20 protein-coding genes are annotated in these 15,796 nt (G+C 54.0%); 12 read left to right on the forward strand and 8 right to left on the reverse strand.

What is annotated here, in order from left to right:
• The first annotated feature begins 61 nt into the window (after positions 1-61).
• Positions 62-1,768 (forward strand): acyl-CoA dehydrogenase, encoded by a 1,707-nt coding sequence (locus ACZ1HF_RS18170; protein WP_472659083.1) that lies wholly within the window; start codon positions 62-64, stop codon positions 1,766-1,768.
• A complete protein-coding gene (locus tag ACZ1HF_RS18175) occupies positions 1,765-2,799 on the forward strand; it encodes an MBL fold metallo-hydrolase (protein ID WP_472658834.1) in 1,035 nt (344 codons plus the stop codon). Before ACZ1HF_RS18170 ends, ACZ1HF_RS18175 begins: the two co-directional genes overlap by 4 nt.
• Here the strand turns inward: ACZ1HF_RS18175 and ACZ1HF_RS18180 are convergent.
• Together ACZ1HF_RS18180 and ACZ1HF_RS18185 are read right to left on the reverse strand one after the other, a co-directional pair.
• The gene (locus ACZ1HF_RS18180; protein ID WP_472658835.1) at positions 2,785-3,444 is read right to left on the reverse strand and encodes a class II glutamine amidotransferase; all 660 of its coding nucleotides are present in this window, start codon (positions 3,442-3,444) and stop codon (positions 2,785-2,787) included. The two genes, ACZ1HF_RS18175 and ACZ1HF_RS18180, sit on opposite strands and share 15 nt — an antisense overlap.
• Positions 3,445-3,567: 123 nt before the next feature.
• Positions 3,568-3,816: a DUF6356 family protein gene (locus ACZ1HF_RS18185; RefSeq protein ID WP_472658836.1), complete on the reverse strand. Its 249-nt coding sequence runs from the start codon at positions 3,814-3,816 to the stop codon at positions 3,568-3,570.
• 106 nt (positions 3,817-3,922) lie between these two features.
• On the opposite strand from ACZ1HF_RS18185, the gene ACZ1HF_RS18190 reads away from it, so the two are divergent.
• The 3 genes from ACZ1HF_RS18190 to ACZ1HF_RS18200 all read left to right on the forward strand — a co-directional run bounded on the left by ACZ1HF_RS18190 (position 3,923) and on the right by ACZ1HF_RS18200 (position 5,066).
• Positions 3,923-4,384 carry an Lrp/AsnC family transcriptional regulator gene (locus ACZ1HF_RS18190; RefSeq protein ID WP_472658837.1) on the forward strand — a complete coding sequence of 154 codons (462 nt, stop codon included), beginning with the start codon at positions 3,923-3,925 and terminating at the stop codon, positions 4,382-4,384.
• 23 nt (positions 4,385-4,407) lie between these two features.
• Complete coding sequence (locus tag ACZ1HF_RS18195; protein WP_472658838.1) at positions 4,408-4,866, forward strand: DUF6173 family protein; 459 nt, start codon at positions 4,408-4,410, stop codon at positions 4,864-4,866.
• Positions 4,867-4,931: 65 nt separating this feature from the next.
• Positions 4,932-5,066, forward strand: coding sequence for an aa3-type cytochrome c oxidase subunit IV (locus ACZ1HF_RS18200; protein ID WP_472658839.1), 135 nt, complete (start codon positions 4,932-4,934; stop codon positions 5,064-5,066).
• Positions 5,067-5,194: 128 nt separating this feature from the next.
• On the opposite strand, the gene ACZ1HF_RS18205 is transcribed toward ACZ1HF_RS18200, so the two are convergent.
• Together ACZ1HF_RS18205 and rpsU are read right to left on the reverse strand one after the other, a co-directional pair.
• A protein-coding gene (locus tag ACZ1HF_RS18205; RefSeq protein ID WP_472656335.1) for an IS630 family transposase occupies positions 5,195-6,155 on the reverse strand; the annotation gives its coding sequence in 2 pieces (ribosomal slippage) (positions 5,195-5,809 and positions 5,811-6,155; 960 coding nt in all).
• A 226-nt stretch (positions 6,156-6,381) separates the two neighbouring features.
• The gene (gene rpsU / locus ACZ1HF_RS18210) at positions 6,382-6,588 is read right to left on the reverse strand and encodes a 30S ribosomal protein S21 (RefSeq protein WP_472658840.1); all 207 of its coding nucleotides are present in this window, start codon (positions 6,586-6,588) and stop codon (positions 6,382-6,384) included.
• Between the two features lie 103 nt (positions 6,589-6,691).
• Between rpsU and ACZ1HF_RS18215 the strand changes: the two genes are divergently transcribed.
• Positions 6,692-7,384, forward strand: coding sequence for a COQ9 family protein (locus tag ACZ1HF_RS18215; RefSeq protein WP_472658841.1), 693 nt, complete (start codon positions 6,692-6,694; stop codon positions 7,382-7,384).
• Positions 7,385-7,386: 2 nt separating this feature from the next.
• Positions 7,387-8,367 (forward strand): NAD(P)H-quinone oxidoreductase, encoded by a 981-nt coding sequence (locus ACZ1HF_RS18220; protein WP_472659084.1) that lies wholly within the window; start codon positions 7,387-7,389, stop codon positions 8,365-8,367.
• Positions 8,368-8,370: 3 nt separating this feature from the next.
• On the opposite strand, the gene ACZ1HF_RS18225 is transcribed toward ACZ1HF_RS18220, so the two are convergent.
• Positions 8,371-8,904, reverse strand: coding sequence for a hypothetical protein (locus ACZ1HF_RS18225; RefSeq protein WP_472658842.1), 534 nt, complete (start codon positions 8,902-8,904; stop codon positions 8,371-8,373).
• 87 nt (positions 8,905-8,991) lie between these two features.
• The gene (locus ACZ1HF_RS18230) at positions 8,992-9,414 is read right to left on the reverse strand and encodes a tellurite resistance TerB family protein (protein ID WP_472658843.1); all 423 of its coding nucleotides are present in this window, start codon (positions 9,412-9,414) and stop codon (positions 8,992-8,994) included.
• A gap of 119 nt (positions 9,415-9,533) precedes the next feature.
• Here ACZ1HF_RS18230 and ACZ1HF_RS18235 point away from each other — a divergent pair, with 119 nt between their 5' ends.
• The 5 genes from ACZ1HF_RS18235 to ACZ1HF_RS18255 all read left to right on the forward strand — a co-directional run bounded on the left by ACZ1HF_RS18235 (position 9,534) and on the right by ACZ1HF_RS18255 (position 14,934).
• Positions 9,534-11,114, forward strand: a complete 1,581-nt coding sequence (locus ACZ1HF_RS18235; RefSeq protein WP_472658844.1) for a lysine--tRNA ligase — start codon at positions 9,534-9,536, stop codon at positions 11,112-11,114.
• A gap of 59 nt (positions 11,115-11,173) precedes the next feature.
• The gene (locus ACZ1HF_RS18240; RefSeq protein ID WP_472658845.1) at positions 11,174-11,578 is read left to right on the forward strand and encodes a DUF4864 domain-containing protein; all 405 of its coding nucleotides are present in this window, start codon (positions 11,174-11,176) and stop codon (positions 11,576-11,578) included.
• 188 nt (positions 11,579-11,766) lie between these two features.
• On the forward strand, positions 11,767-14,046 hold the full coding sequence (locus ACZ1HF_RS18245; protein ID WP_472658846.1) for a glycosyl hydrolase family 28-related protein: 2,280 nt from the start codon (positions 11,767-11,769) through the stop codon (positions 14,044-14,046).
• A gap of 103 nt (positions 14,047-14,149) precedes the next feature.
• On the forward strand, positions 14,150-14,557 hold the full coding sequence (locus ACZ1HF_RS18250; protein ID WP_472658847.1) for a universal stress protein: 408 nt from the start codon (positions 14,150-14,152) through the stop codon (positions 14,555-14,557).
• Positions 14,558-14,652: 95 nt separating this feature from the next.
• On the forward strand, positions 14,653-14,934 hold the full coding sequence (locus ACZ1HF_RS18255) for a TFIIB-type zinc ribbon-containing protein (RefSeq protein ID WP_472658848.1): 282 nt from the start codon (positions 14,653-14,655) through the stop codon (positions 14,932-14,934).
• Here the strand turns inward: ACZ1HF_RS18255 and ACZ1HF_RS18260 are convergent.
• Positions 14,931-15,263 (reverse strand): hypothetical protein, encoded by a 333-nt coding sequence (locus ACZ1HF_RS18260; RefSeq protein ID WP_472658849.1) that lies wholly within the window; start codon positions 15,261-15,263, stop codon positions 14,931-14,933. The genes ACZ1HF_RS18255 and ACZ1HF_RS18260 overlap by 4 nt on opposite strands.
• A gap of 159 nt (positions 15,264-15,422) precedes the next feature.
• Positions 15,423-15,791, reverse strand: a complete 369-nt coding sequence (locus tag ACZ1HF_RS18265) for a PIN-like domain-containing protein (protein ID WP_472658850.1) — start codon at positions 15,789-15,791, stop codon at positions 15,423-15,425.
• Positions 15,792-15,796: the final 5 nt, after the last annotated feature.

Here is a 15,796-nt window from a genome sequence, read left to right on the forward strand (position 1 = left end):
TCAATGCCCATTAACCGATCCCGCGCAACCATGCAAAGCGCGGGAATGCCGGAGAGTAATGATGACTTATCGCGCGCCTGTTGCTGACTATCAGTTCTTGTTTGATCATGTGGTGGATTTGGGTGGAGTCACGTCCACAGACCGGTTCGCCGAAGCGACGCCCGAGACAACGGCTGCCATTTTGGAAGAAGCGGGCAAGATGGCCAGCGAGGTTATCGCGCCACTGCAACGTGTGGGGGATCAACATCCGGCGGTTCTTGAGAATGGGGTCGTGCGTACTTCGCCCGGATTTGCCGACGGGTATCGCGCTATCGCCGAGGGGGGATGGATCGGGATGGCGGCCTCGCCCGAATATGGTGGCATGGGGTTGCCGCAATCGCTGCTGAATGCGGTGAACGAAATGATTGGTGGCGCTTGCTTGTCATTGCAGTTGAACCCGTTGATGAGCCAAGGCCAGATCGAAGCTCTGGAGCATCACGCGAGTGATGAGATCAAGGCGCTGTATCTGCCCAAGCTGATTTCTGGCGAGTGGTGCGGCACGATGAATCTGACAGAACCGCAGGCCGGATCAGATGTTGGGGCCCTGAAAACCAAGGCTGTGCCGAATGGTGATGGCACATATGCCGTGACGGGGCAGAAAATCTATATCACCTGGGCTGATAATGATTTCAGCGAGAATGTTTGTCATCTGGTATTGGCCCGTTTGCCGGACAGCCCGGAGGGTACAAAAGGTATCAGCCTGTTCATGGTGCCAAAACTGATCCCCGACGACAGCGGCAAGCCTGGTGTGGCCAATACGCTGAAGGTTGTCTCGCTGGAACACAAGCTGGGTCTGCACGGCTCCCCCACGGCTGTCATGCAATATGATGGCGCAAAAGGCTGGCTGATTGGGGAGCCGCATAAGGGTATGGCGGCGATGTTTACCATGATGAACAACGCGCGTCTTGGGGTTGGTGGTCAGGGAGTTGCTATCGCCGAGGCTGCATATCAGCATGCGCTGGCTTATGCGATGGACCGCAAACAAGGTAAGACCCCGGCTGGGGACGCGATAGCCGGTCATGCGGATGTACGCCGTATGCTGGCGCAGATGAAGGCGGATGTGTTCGCGGCGCGCTCAATTTCAGCGGCTTGTGCCGCAGCGATTGATATGGCCAGCGCGACAGGATCAGAAGACTGGAAAGCGCGCGCGGCCCTGTTGACCCCGATTGCCAAGGCGTTTGGAACGGATGTGGGCATAGATGTTGCGCAGCAAGGCATTCAGGTCCATGGCGGCATGGGCTTTATCGAGGAAACCGGCGCTGCGCAGTTCCTACGCGATGTGCGGGTGACGACAATCTATGAAGGTACGAACGGCATTCAGGCAATGGATCTTGTGGCGCGTAAGATGATGGATGGCGGGGAGGCTGCTTATGCATTGATCGACGATATGGAAGCCTATGCAGAACGCTGCAAGAAAGAGCATCCGGAATTGGCTGGGCCCGTATTCACAGCCTCTGAGACTCTGCGCGAGACAACCGAGTGGCTGGTCGAACAGCCGATGAACGACCGCTTCGCGGGCGCTGTGTCATATCTGCGGCTGTTTGCGCGGGTGCTGGGCGCTTACTATCATCTGTGCGCTGCCCGCTCTGCTGGCATCGATAGTGCAAGAGGCAAGCTGGCTGGGGTCTACATACGGCGTTTGCTATCGGAACATGGTGGTTTGGCTGATAATGTGCGTAATGGGGCCGATGATCTGTACGCACTAAGCGATGAGGATTTGGCGGCTTGAGCGGCGATAAGCTCGTCTACCTGTTCGAAGACATTCCGCAAGAAGGTGCCGCGATTGAGGTCGCGCCGGGTATTCTGTGGATACGGCTACCTTTGCCGATGAAGCTGGACCACGTCAATATTTATGCGCTGGATGACGGCGACGGGTGGACGCTTGTGGACACCGGGTTCATGTCAAAGCGTGGGGTGGCTATCTGGGAAAAGCTTTTCGCAGGCCCTTTGGCGGGCAAGCCGGTGCGGCGGGTGATTGTGACCCACCACCACCCGGATCATATCGGGATGGCGGGGTGGTTTCAGACCAAGCACGGGGCAGAGTTGATCATAACGCGAACGGCGTGGTTGATGGGGCGGATGCTGCTGTTGGATGAGCAGGATCGTCCGACGCTGGAAGCACTGCTATTTTACAAACGCGCGGGGATGGACCAGGCTATTTACGCCCAACGGGCGGCGGAGCGACCTTTCAACTTTGCTGATTGTGTCGCTCCCTTGCCGCAAGGCTATACGCGGATCAAGGAAGGTGATGCGCTACGGGTAGGTGGGCGCGAGTGGACCGTGCGCATCGGCAACGGCCATGCACCAGAACACGCGACTTTGTGGTCGGATGGGCTGGTGTTGGGGGGTGATCAATTGCTGCCCTCGATCTCTCCAAACCTGGGGGTATATCCGACAGAGCCCGAAGCCGACCCGGTGTCAGACTGGTTGGAAGCGTGTGAGAGGTTGTCGCAATATGCAACAGCGGACCAGTTGGTCTTGCCTGGTCATAAACTGCCTTTCACCGGGCTGCCCGTGCGGATGCGGCAACTGATCGACAATCATTATGGGGCATTGGCACGTTTGGAGGATTATCTGAAAACGCCACATACTGCGCATGAATGCTTTCCGCCGCTATTCAAGCGAGAGATTGGCGCGGGTGAATATGGTCTGGCGCTTGTGGAAAGCGTGGCCCATTTGAACCATCTGCATCAGGCTGGACGGATCACGCGCAGTTTGGGCGAAGATGGTGCGTGGTGGTGGCAGTCACGCGGCGCTTAGGTTGGTATTCAACGCCCTATAAGACGCACCATTTGGGCTAATCCTGCATAATGTATCCGGTGCAATGGCTTGCCAGTGTTCGACCCTGCCGCAGAGCGGTTCTGATGCCAGGGCACTGCCGCCATTGTCGAGATCATTGGAAATATAGAGAGTCGGGCATCGCCCGTCCGAGGCGTGGCGAAAGCCGTAAAGCGCGTGGCCATCAGAAAAGACACAGGTGAGCCGGATTGGGCCTTCTTTGCCAGCAAGGCCGATGGATCTAATCATGGCATGCACAGCATTTTCAGGGTCTGTATCAAGGCCGTTTGCGAGTAAGGTCAGAAACAGGATTTCACTATCTGTTGTACCGCGTCGGGCATTGTAGAGGTCGTCGGACAACGCGGCTTCCAGTTCGCGGCGAATGCGCGCGAAATGAGGAACTTGACCATTATGACAAAAAGACCAGCGGCCAAGCGAGAACGGATGGCAATTCTCGCGGCTGGTTTCGCCCACGGTTGAAGCACGGACATGAGCCAGAAATAAGCGAGATTGTACCATGCGGCACAGGCTGGCCAGGTTGTCATCGCCCCATGCAGGTAACACGTCACGGTAAAGCCCAGGCAGCTTGCTCGTGTCCGTATCATACCAGGTGATTCCGAGATCCATCGCCGTTAACTGCCAGCTTGGCTTCGGTTGCATGCTGGCTCTGGTTTAGAAGGGAATGCTTGGGTCGGACCACAATGTTTTCGAGTGGTATTTCTGGGCCGATATAGCCAGTCAAACGACACATCAGTGCACTTCTCCGCGATCTTCGTTTCTTGCATGCAGGCGGCGCAAAATGCTGCTGGCCGTAGTTTCAAACAGCGTAGGGATTATAGCATGAATCATTGCTGCGAATGCTGCGATGACCAGCCAAAACGCAAAGCTGGCGGCGAAGCGCATATGCTGGAAATAGGTCTCACCCACTGAGGCAGGGTGATTGAGGAGCAGCGTATGGATAAAACCAGCGCGTTGCTCGGTGTTGATGTCTTTGGTCATAGAAGCTCTTTCATTGGAATGTTTTGGGACATATTAACTGAAGTAGGACGAGATGCGGTCCCAAACATCCTTGTATTCGTATAGTGTATTAGGATGTAATCCCAAAATGGGTATAAATCTTGATGAAATTGATCGAAAAATTTTGCGACTACTGCAAGAAGATGCAACGCTGTCCGTGGATCAGATTTCAGAGAAAGTTTCCCTGTCTCGCAATGCATCCTGGCGCAGGATCAAAATTCTGGAGGATTCCGGCGTTCTCACAAATCGAGTCGCTTTGGTGGATGCAGCACGTGTCGGTTGCCCGCTTACAGCGATCGTGCAAATCCGAACCAGCGATCATGCAGAGAGTTGGCTAAGGCGATTCCAAAGCACTTTGCGCGATATGCCCGAAGTGGTGGGGGCTTATCGGATGACGGGTGATCTTGATTATGTTTTGCGGGTGCGTCTTGCAGATGTTCCGGCCTATGATGCGTTTTACAAACGTCTGACTTCACGCATTTCTGTATCGGATATCTCGGCCAGTTTCGTTATGGAAGAGATCAAGGAAACAACTGCTATTCCGCTCTGAGACTGGTTAAAGGAGTTTTAAGTATGACAAGCCCGATCAAAACTACTGCCGAAATTGTAGAAGGTGCTGCCATGCCGCGCGCCCGCGTTGTGCATACGACTGATTGCGCGCCGACACCGGAACAGCAGCCTTTGCCAAAAGCGGTGGCGGATAAACCATTTGAGCAGAAATCCCCTGCGGAATGGGCATATGAGCGTTTGATCCTCTACATCAAGAATTTTGAGGAGCAGCTGGACAATAATCACGAGGTCGCCATGGGCTTTACCGGTGGTGGGGCCGGGGTAATGCGGATCGAGGGGATGGGGTTTTACGCACCGGATGTGCTGACCTTTTATGGATCTGACCCATCAGGCATGAAAACGCAGCAGATACAGCATGTCAGCCAGCTGAATGTCATGTTGCGGGCCTTGCCGAAAGACACCAATCAGCCAGAGCCAAATCGCATCGGGTTCCGTTTGGCTGCGGATCTGGAAGAGGCGTAACTGACCCGTGACACGCATCTAAGAATCCGCTAACAGGACGGAAACAGGTTTGATGGAGAAACGCTATGGCGGAACATGAACATGGGTCTATGGACACGACAGATCAGGAAAAGACTTTCGAAGGGTTCGTAAAATTTACGACATATTCCGTTATCGCTATTTTCGGCATTTTGATTTTCCTGGCGATCTTTAACTCTTGAGACCCAGAATTTGACCCTGCGGGCCGCTTGTTTTTTATGCGTCTGCGGCGCTGTGCCTCCGGCGGAGGTATTGGGGCCATTTGGAAGCCTGTTAAGGGCGGGAAAATTTTGCCTAAAGCGTTTTGCATTTAATCTGAGGCGTATCCGGCGGCTTTGAGGAAGTTCCAGCATTCGTTTGGATTGAACATGTTGCAGATATCGCCAAGAGCCTCGAACAAGGCATCGAAAGTTCTTGCTCCGATGCGGCGAAGGTGCGCTTTGAGTTTGGAGAAGGCCATTTCGATCGGATTTAGGTCGGGGCTGTAGGCGGGCAGGAACAGGAACCAGCAGCCTCGCTTGCGCATGGCTTCGGCGGCGCGCGGGCTTTTGTGGGTGGACAGGTTGTCGAGGATGACGACTGTTCCGGGATCAAGCACTGGAGCCAGCTGTGTGTCGACGTAAGTGTCGAAGGTAGGTCCGTTCATCGGACCATTGATCACCCAAGGAGCGATCAGCCCGTCTTGCGTCAGACCGGCAATGAATGTCTGCGTCCCCCATCTGCCAAAGGGAGCGGTGCCGTAGAGCCTCTCCCCGACTGGAGCTCGCCCGCGCAGGCGTGTGAGGTTGGTCTTCACCGCCGTCTCGTCAATGAAGACCAGTCTGTGCGGCTCCTGGCGCATGCGGGGCTGACGGCGCGTGATCCAGTCACGGCGGGCTTGACGCACCACGGGCCGATCACGCTCTGCCGCGATCAGTCCTTTTTTTATATGAAAGCCCGGCGCGATGGAGGGCGCGGTGCAACGACGATAGCTGAACGTCTACGCCATGTGTTTGCAGGAGGGCAGCAGCCAGTTCCTTGAGCGTGATATCCGGTTCGGCCTTCACGATCTCCAGCAGAAAATCCCGGTGCGGCGCAAGCTTGCCAAATTGACCAGACGGGCGGCCTTGAGGCTTGGGCGCTATCGCGCCGCGTTCACGATGCTCTGCCGCAAAACGGACCGCCGTCGCAGCGCTAACTCCAAAAAGCCGCCCAGCCGAACGCGCTGAGTTTCCCTTGGCAATGTAAGCGCAAATCCGTTCCCGAAGGTCCAAAGAGTAGGGTTTGCCCATGATCCACCTCCCAGAGGAAGTGAAGCACACAAACAGCTCCGTGTGAATCCCCCTTCGATTCAGATCAAACGCAAACCGCTTTAGGTTGCAGCTATTTGGACCTGCAAAGAACCGTTGCTGATAGCAGAGCGCAGAGAGTTCAAGCGCAAAAAACAAACCCCCGGGGCGGGGCCACGGGGGTCTAATGGTTTGGCGGATGAGCCCGCCGGTACGAAATGCCTTAACCTTACATTCCGCCTTCGCGCTGTGCCTTTTTACGGGCCAGTTTGCGAGCGCGGCGAATGGCTTCTGCCTTTTCGCGTGCTTTCTTCTCAGACGGTTTTTCGTAATGTTGCTTGAGCTTCATTTCCCGAAATACGCCCTCACGCTGAAGTTTTTTCTTCAGGGCGCGAAGTGCCTGATCGACATTGTTGTCGCGAACGCTTACCTGCATGTGGTGTCACCACCTTCCTAGGTTAAATTGCAAAAATTTGCAGGAAGTGGCCGTATAACAAAGCTGATCTAGCTTGTCTACCAGCAGAATGATGGAGTGTGATATGACTGAGACCACGAAGTTGAAGGTATTGGAGGCGATGCTGGACCATGTGCCGTTTGACGGTTGGTCCGAGGTGGCTTTTGCGGCGGCCATAACGGATGCTGGGGCAGATCCGGCAGAGGCGCATGGGCTTTTCCCGCGCGGTCCGCTTGATCTGGCGATTGCGTTTCACAAGAAGGGCGACGCAGAAATGAAGGCACGTCTTAAGCGTGAAAACCTTCTGTCGATGCGCTATAGCGAACGGGTGGCTGCTGGTATCAGGTTTCGCCTAGAGGCGATTGCCGGGCACAAGGAAGCCGTGCGTCGCGGTGCGGCACTGTTTGCGTTGCCGCAAAATGCACCTGAAGGGGCAGGGCTGATCTGGGGGACATCTGATGCAATCTGGGCGGCCTTGGGTGACAGATCGGATGACCACAACTGGTATACAAAACGGGCAATCCTTTCCAGCGTCTATGGTGCGACAGTGTTGTTCTGGCTTGGCGATACGTCGGTTGAACATAAAGACAGCTGGGATTTTCTGGACAGGCGTATTGCCAATGTTATGCAGTTTGAAAAGGTTAAGGCGCAGATAAATGCGAATCCTGTGGCCTCAAAGTTGCTGGCGGGGCCAAATTGGCTGTTGTCGCAGGTGCGCGCGCCGATGCAGATGCCTGATCCGAATTTGCCAGGAATGTTTCGGAGTGATGCGAAATGAGCCTGCCTGATATGATGCGGGCGGTTGAAATCTCGGTGCCTGGCGGGCCGGAGATGTTGGTGGAAACGCAGCGCCCCGTGCCGAAGCCGGCTGCGGGTGAGATTGTGATCAAAGTGGCTTATGCAGGTGTAAACCGTCCCGATGTGTTGCAAAGGGCAGGGGCCTATGATCCACCGCCGGGGGCGTCGGATTTGCCGGGGTTGGAAGCTTCGGGTGAAGTTGTTGCTATTGGTTCCGGGGTGTCTGGCTGGGCCTTGGGTGACAAGGTCTGCGCGCTTCTTCCCGGTGGTGGGTATGCGGAATATGCAGTCACACCGGCGGCCCATGCCTTGCCAGTGCCCGATGGTCTGGGTCTGGACGAGGCTGCGGCATTGCCTGAGACATATTTTACCGTCTTCTCTAACGTGTTTATGCGAGGAGGGCTGAAGGCCGGAGAACGGTTTCTGGTTCATGGTGGGTCATCGGGGATCGGAACAACAGCCATCCAACTTGCAAATGTTTTTGGCGCGCGGGTGTTTGCGACTGCGGGATCGGATGCAAAATGCGCGGCCTGTTTAGCGCTTGGTGCAGAGAAGGTGATTAATTACCGTGATGAAGATTTTGTTGAAATGTTGCGGGCGGAAGGTGGTGCAGACCTGATTTTGGATATGGTTGGCGGGGAGTATTTGCCGCGTAATGTGAAGGCCTTGGCAATGGATGGGCGATTGGTACAGATCGCTTTTTTGCAAGGCCCCAAAGTAGCGTTGAACTTTGCGCAGGTAATGGTGCGACGGCTGACAATTACCGGGTCGACGTTGCGTCCTCAAAGTGATCTGGCCAAGGCGCGCATTGCGCAGGCATTGCGAGAACAGGTCTGGCCATTGATTGCAGCGGGTCGGGTTGGGCCTGTGATGGATAGCGAATTTGCGTTGATCGATGCGGCACAAGCCCATGCGCGGATGGAAAGTTCAGACCATATTGGTAAGATTGTTTTGAAGGTTTAACCCCTAAAGTTCTTCGCCTTTATTCAACAGTTCATCGATTAATTGGCGCTGTAGAGGTTGGCTGTCGCCGCCACCGAATTGCATGGCGCCGCCGGTAAAGAGGGTGCCGTAGGTCTTTGCTAGGTTGACCGCTTGTCCGAGCCCCGAGATGAACTGGTTCTTCTCAAGCGGCGAAAGCGGGTGGATGAATGTGGCCCATAACCTGCCTTGGGCGATAGCGTAACGGGCATCAAGGGCGGTATCAAAATTGGCCTGCATAACGCGCAGCAGCTCTTCATCGGTCATACCCTCGGCCCCCCGAATTGGGACCAGAGCGCGCATACGATCAGCGCGAGGGTCAGTTACTATGATCACCGGTATATCGGAAATCGTCATCTGGAACTGGGTGCCGCCGGATTGAGCCTCGGGGTCGAGGGCAAGGATGATCTCGGCCATACGTTCAAGGGTCATTGGTGGCTCTGACACCCGGTCGTCTTGCGCTAAGGCGGGTGTCACAATGATGAACGCCAGTAACATGGCGTGAAACAGGCGGGTCATCAGATCGTCCTTTCATAGCTTGGTAGGGATAGCCTAGCCATGGAAATCTTATCGCGCCATGCACTGTTTGGTGAGGAGTGTTACGGTTTACAGTGTCATATGTCGTGCCCGCGCGCCACGCTCGATAGCAGCGCCGTGCAGACGGTCGATGTTCAGTTCATACCGAATTTCTTCCAACAGACGCAGTTCAACCTGTTCAAGATGTCCGTCCGCAGCGGCAACGTCGCAGGCCAGCGCATAGGCTGTTTCGGTCAGATTATCGGGTAGACTTTCGCGGATCAGGCCGAACAAGGCGTCAAGGCCGTCTTCTTCCTCAAATAGATCGAACGTGATCCGGGCGACGGATTTGATCCGGTCTACATCGTAATTTGCGAAGACTGGAAGATAGTTAACCATTTGCTGGATCGTGACCAGCTCGGATGTGCGAATATTGTCGTCAGACATGGAGACGGCGATCATAACGGCAACCAAGCTGTCTTGGGCCGAGAGAGGGAGAGGGGACTGGGGCATTTGGGCTCCGGATTAATGTCTAGGTTGCAGTGCAGAATATTGACGTGGACGAAGCTGCACAATAGGTAGCAGGGCTTAACCTGCATATGGGATGCCGGTGATGAATTTGGAAGAACTCTATGTCTGATTTGCGCGATGCAGCGATGAATTCGAAAGCTTGGCCTTTTGAAGAGGCGCGCGCATTGCTCAAACGGTATGAAAAAGCCCCACCCGAAAAAGGGTATGTGCTGTTTGAGACAGGATATGGCCCGTCCGGGTTGCCTCATATCGGGACATTCGGAGAGGTTGCGCGTACTACGATGGTGCGTCGGGCGTTTGAGGTGATTTCGGACATTCCGACCCGGCTGGTCTGTTTTTCGGATGATCTGGACGGGATGCGCAAGGTGCCGGGTAATGTGCCGGACCCGGAGGCCTTGGCAGAGCATTTGCAGCGACCTTTGACATCTGTGCCTGATCCTTTTGGCGAGTATGAGAGTTTTGGCCATCATAACAATGCGATGCTGCGGCGGTTTCTTGACACGTTCGGGTTTGAGCATGAGTTTATCAGCGCAACCGAGTTCTACCGTGATGGGCGATTTGATGCGGTATTGCTGCGCGCAGCGGAGCGGTATGACGACATCATGAAGGTGATGCTAAAATCCCTGCGCGATGAGCGGCGTGAAACCTATTCGATTTTCCTGCCGATCCATCCAGAGACCGGGCGCGTTCTTTATGTGCCGATGAAACATGTTGATGCGGCCAACGGCACGGTGACGTTTGATGATGAGGACGGGCGCGAGATGACGCTGCCCGTTACGGGCGGGAATGTGAAGTTGCAATGGAAGCCGGATTTCGGCGCGCGTTGGGCGGCTTTGGACGTAGACTTTGAGATGTATGGGAAAGATCACTCGACCAATACACCGATCTATGACCGGATTTGCGAGATATTGGGCGGGCGTAAGCCCAACCATTTCACCTATGAGCTGTTCTTGGATGAGGAGGGTGGCAAGATCTCCAAATCGTCTGGCAACGGTCTGACGATTGACGAGTGGTTGACCTATGCCTCAACCGAGTCGCTGTCGTATTTCATGTATCAGAAGCCCAAGACCGCGAAGCGGATGTATTTTGATGTGATCCCGAAGGCTGTGGATGAATATCACCAGCAATTGCGGGCCTATGCTGGTCAGGATGCAGCGCAGCGCTGTACGAACCCTGTGTTTCATATTCATGGGGCTGATGTACCCGCGTCGAATATGGTGGTTCCGTTTTCGATGCTGCTTAATCTGGCTTCAGTCGCAAATGCTGAGGAAAAGTCCCAGCTTTGGGGCTTTATCCAGCGTTATGCCCCGGACGCATCGCCCGAGACGCATCCTGACCTTGATCAGGCGGCGGGGTTCGCGGTGCGCTATTACAATGACTTTGTGAAGCCTCAAAAAGTGTATCGTCTACCCAGCGATCTGGAGCGAGAAGCCCTGGAAGACCTGCGCGATCAACTGAAAGCCTGGGATGGCGGGTTAGACGCGGAGGAGTTGCAGGGCATCGTCTTTGCTTGCGGACGGGAGCGGTTCGATCCGCTGCGCGACTGGTTCAAAGCACTTTACGAGGTGTTGCTTGGGGCCTCCCAGGGACCACGTTTTGGCGGGTTTATTGCGCTCTACGGTGTGGATGAGACGGTTGCTCTGATCGAAAAAGGGTTGGCTGGGGAGCTGGCTGCTGCGTAGGCGAAATTGACTGATCCTTTCGCTGAGCTAACTTTAACAGATCAGCGGAGGGCATCATAATGAGAATCCTGTTTGCATTACTTGGGGCAGTTTTTCTGAGCCATGCCGCAATCGCGGCAGACCGTAATGAGGCGATTGAAAACACGATCCAAAGCCAGATAGATGCCTTCCTGAAAGATGACTTTGCGGCAGCGTTCACGTTCGCTTCGCCCAACATCAAAGGCATATTCGGCACACCTGAACGGTTTGGACAGATGGTGCAGAACGGATATCCGATGGTTTGGCGCCCGTCCGACGTGCAGTTTCTTGATTTGAGCGACACCAACGGCCGTATAATTCAAAAGGTCTTGGTCAAGGATGCGCAAGGCATACCTTACGTACTAGAGTATTTGATGGTCGAGACGGAAAATGGTTGGCAGATCAATGGGGTGCAGGTTCTGGCTGCGCCCGACGTCGGGGCCTGAGCCGTGCAACGCGCGCAGGGTTAACGGCACTTTAATACCTTTTAACTAGATATTTGCCCGGTCAGGACGGCGTGTCCGGCAGTTTCCCAACATGAGTTTATGAACTGAGGTCAACCTCGGGGCGCGGTCTTATGCTGCCCTGATGGTCGCCAGCCACGCCTGTTTATTGGATTTGGAAAGGGCTTTTGATGAACATGGCGATTACGGATGGGACATTGTTAATGCCGTCCCCTTTTGCGGATGGTCTGGATGTGTGGTCTCGTGAGGATGGGCGGCCGAACTCGCGCAGCTATGACAATTTTGCGACTGCGGCTTATGTACCTGCGGATCAGGATTTCGGCGGCTGTCTGGAGTTGTTGAAAACTGAAGCGACACAATCTGTACGTTACAAAGTAAGAACGCCTTTGGCACCGGGCTGCTATCTGCAGATCAGGGCACGTATCAAGGTGGTGTCTGGCAGCCTGCCATCGGTGCGTATCTCGGCTTATGCGGGTGGTGCGCCTGCAGATGCCATCAGGGTCGGGCCTGAGAAAGCCGTCACAGGCTATGGTCAGATTGTCGAAGTCAGTGCTGTTGTCGGCAGCGGCCAAAGGCCCGGGGTTGATATGGTCTGGGGGCCGAATGCAACGTATGGACATTTCGGGATCGATTTGACGGGATCGACTGGCGGCATCGTGCGGGTGGATGACATCGAAATTGAAGATGTGACTGATGCCTTTGTGCGTGAAGGTCTGCAAACTATCGATGTGCTGGATTACGGCGCTGTAGGTGATGGGGTTACTGATAATTCCGAGGCTTTCGAGGCTGCGGATTCTGCGGCTAACGGGCGGGAAGTTATCGTTCCAGAGGGGACCTATTACCTTGCTCAGAATGTGACTTTCGAAAGTTCTGTGCGGTTTATCGGTACGGTGACGATGCCGGATGACAAGCGTCTTGGGTTGCGCAAGAACTTTGATTTTGATGCCTATGTCAGTGCTTTTGGTGACGAAGTGGTGGCGTTCAAAAAGGCGTTTCAGGCGTTAATCACCTATTCCGATCATGAAAGTCTAGATTTATGCGGACGCAGTATTGGGCTGAGCGCACCGATTGATATGCAGGCAGCCGTTCCGGACAGAACAACGTTCAGTACCCGGCGGGTGATCCGTAACGGTCAGTTTGATGCCATCAATAGCAGTGCTTGGGATACAGAAGAAGTTACCTCGCAAGCGACTTATGTGACCAGCAACCAGTACCAGCTGACCGATGTGACCAATGTGGCCAATATTCCCGTTGGTAGCCTTGTCATCGGCGACGGTGTCGGACGTGAAGTCTATGTAACTGAAAAGAATGTCGCCGCGCAGACATTAACGCTGAGCGCCGGTCTGTGGGGCGCGCGTGGAACGCAGACATTTACGTTCAAGCGGTTCAAATACATGCTGGATTTCAGCGGCTTTGAGTCGATGTCGCAATTCGTTCTCTCGGATATCGACATCAAATGCGACGGTGTTGCCAGCGCTGTGATGTTGTCGAAGCAAGGTTTGATCTGGCATTTCCGGGACGTGTTTTTCACCAAGCCAAAGGATCGCGGGATCACCTCGATCGGGCGGGCTTGTCAGGGGATGTTGATTGATCGCTGCCAGTTTCTGTCAAATGAGCAATCCCTACCCGCGCAGGACAGGACATCAATCGCATTTAATGTGAATGCCAATGATGCCAAGATCCGCAATAACAGGTGCGTTCGCTTCGCGCATTTCGCTGTGATGGGTGGTAAGGGGCATACAATTCTTGGAAATCACTGGTTCCATGGAGATGGCCTTTCAAACGGAATACGCTTGCCGGGGCTGATTTTGACCTACACGAATGTCAATTTGGTGATCAACGGCAACTACATCGACAACACATTCATCGAATGGAACAATGAACATGATGCAGAGCCGGAGCATTCAAGCGAGTTCAGCTTCGGATCATTGTCGATTGTCGGCAATCTTTTCCTGGTATCCCGTGTTGCCCCTTGGTTCAGATGGATCGTCATCAAACCCTACGGGCCAGATCATTTTGTCAACGGTCTGAATGTAAGCGGTAATACTTTCAAAGCTTTCGATGCTCAGGTTGAGCGGGTCGATGCAGTTGATGACAGCATTGCCGGGCTAAATATGGGGCGTATGCGCAACATCAACTTCACGGCCAACACGTTCCATGCCATCAATCAATGGACCGCAAGCCCGATGACGTTGAATTTCGATCAGGCGACGCCGGCGAGAACATGGACCTGTGATTTCTCTGACTGGATGCCGTTTGGTGGACGTTTGCGGAAGGTCACGGCTATCACGGCTGAGGGGCCAATCCGGACGGCGGCAAATGCAGTTGATTACGTCATGCCGTATGCAAATGTTGAGCAGGGTCCTACCAATGGTCAAGCTCAGTTGGTCTGGCCACGCGCAGTCAAGGGCCGCGTCACCGTGACTGGTCGTGTCGATAATCCATCATAAGACAGGATTGCCCCATGGCCTGATGGCTATGGGGCATTTTCTGATTTGGATCAAAGCCGCCGGGTGTGGTGCCTGATAGCCTTGGGTTTGAAGGAGACATACCATGTACAAAAATATCATTGTTCCCGTTCTGTTTGATCCTGATCATAGCCCGGATCGGTCGCTGGCTGCGGCCAAGGCGCTTATGGATACAGATGGCAAGATCACCCTTCTTCATGTGATTGAAGAAGTACCAAGTTATGCCACGCAATACCTTCCCTCGGACCATATGGAAAAAACGCTGAAGGAAATCAAGCAACGCTTGGGTGAGATGGTCGCAGGCGTGCCGGGCGGTGCTGTGGATGTGGCGCGTGGTCACTCGGCGCGGACTATTCTGGATTATGCCACCTCCCACAAGGCGGATTGCATCATAGTCGCGTCCCATAAACCGGGTGTGCAGGATTATTTTCTGGGGGGGACGGCGGCACGCGTTGTCCGCTACGCTCAATGTGCGGTGCATGTCGTGCGCTAAACTTGTCGGAAACCTAAGCAATTTGCCGCCCACCCGATTGAGATCGGCGTGGGCGATCCCATATATAAGGCAGGTTTATTTAGGGAGCTATGGCAATGAAATGTCCGGTAGATGGGGCGAATTTGGTGATGACAGACCGCAGCGGGGTGGAGATTGACTATTGCCCACAATGTCGCGGGGTCTGGCTTGATCGGGGTGAGCTGGATAAAATCATCGAACGCAGCGCTGCCGCCGCCCCGCCACCTTTGCCGCAAGGTGGATATGATGATTATGACGACGGGTACTATGAAGAAGATACGCGTGATCGGCGTCGTGGCAAGGGCCGTAAGAAAGAAGGTCTTGTTGGTGGATTGTTAGGGGAAATCTTTGATTTCTAGGCGGTTACTCTGACTTCAGAACCATTCGGACGAAATGCCAGATTATCTGTTGCGACAATCGTGCTGAAATAGGTTTCTGCCTTTGTCAGCGTGTCTTCAATGGGTTTGAACCAGCCATCTATCGTTGGTGTCGGGAAATCCTGACGGGCCATTTCGTCGCGGTAGGCGGCCATTACACGTGTCCGCTGGTGTCGAAGGCGCCGCAGTTGTATTGCGGCCTGATCGACGCTTGGTCCCGCCTTCGCAACCTGGCGCGCTTCGGCGATCAGGGTCCAGACGTGGCTGACCAACGCACCGTGGCGCAAGGCAAGCGGGTCGGATTGGGTCATCGAAACCTCCCTGAATTTGTTGGCAGGGAGGGTTGCGTGATTCTGTTAAAGGTTTGGTTAAGGAGATGATTTAAAATAAAACACTATAGCAAAGAATTATAAGATTCCTTACATCAAACAATACGTGAAACTATTTAGCCAAGAGGTTAGTGTAATCATTCACAATTGACGAAAATTACCTTTATTCTCTGGTAATTGAAATAATCCTTTTTCATTCGAATTTACTTTATCGAGAATGCTATTCCAATGCCAAAGTATCGACGCGGCTTGTGCGCTAATATGCTTTTTCTGCAGAGCAGGTGATAAATAAAATGCAATTAACTTATTCCGAAGTATTGCTTCGCGCTCAACCTTATTTCGAGAGTTTTTCAGGTCTTTGGAAATTACAATCCATCCTTTTTCACGGCCAAGTGCACTAAAATAATCAACATCGGAAATATCAGGCGCAAACTTATCTCTAAGAGCGCACGCTTCATGCTCGTCCAACGAGATTATTTCGTGCAATCCGCGTGCCAGAGCGGGTGACATATTGT

The organism is Litoreibacter sp. GN1-5 (assembly GCF_055693805.1).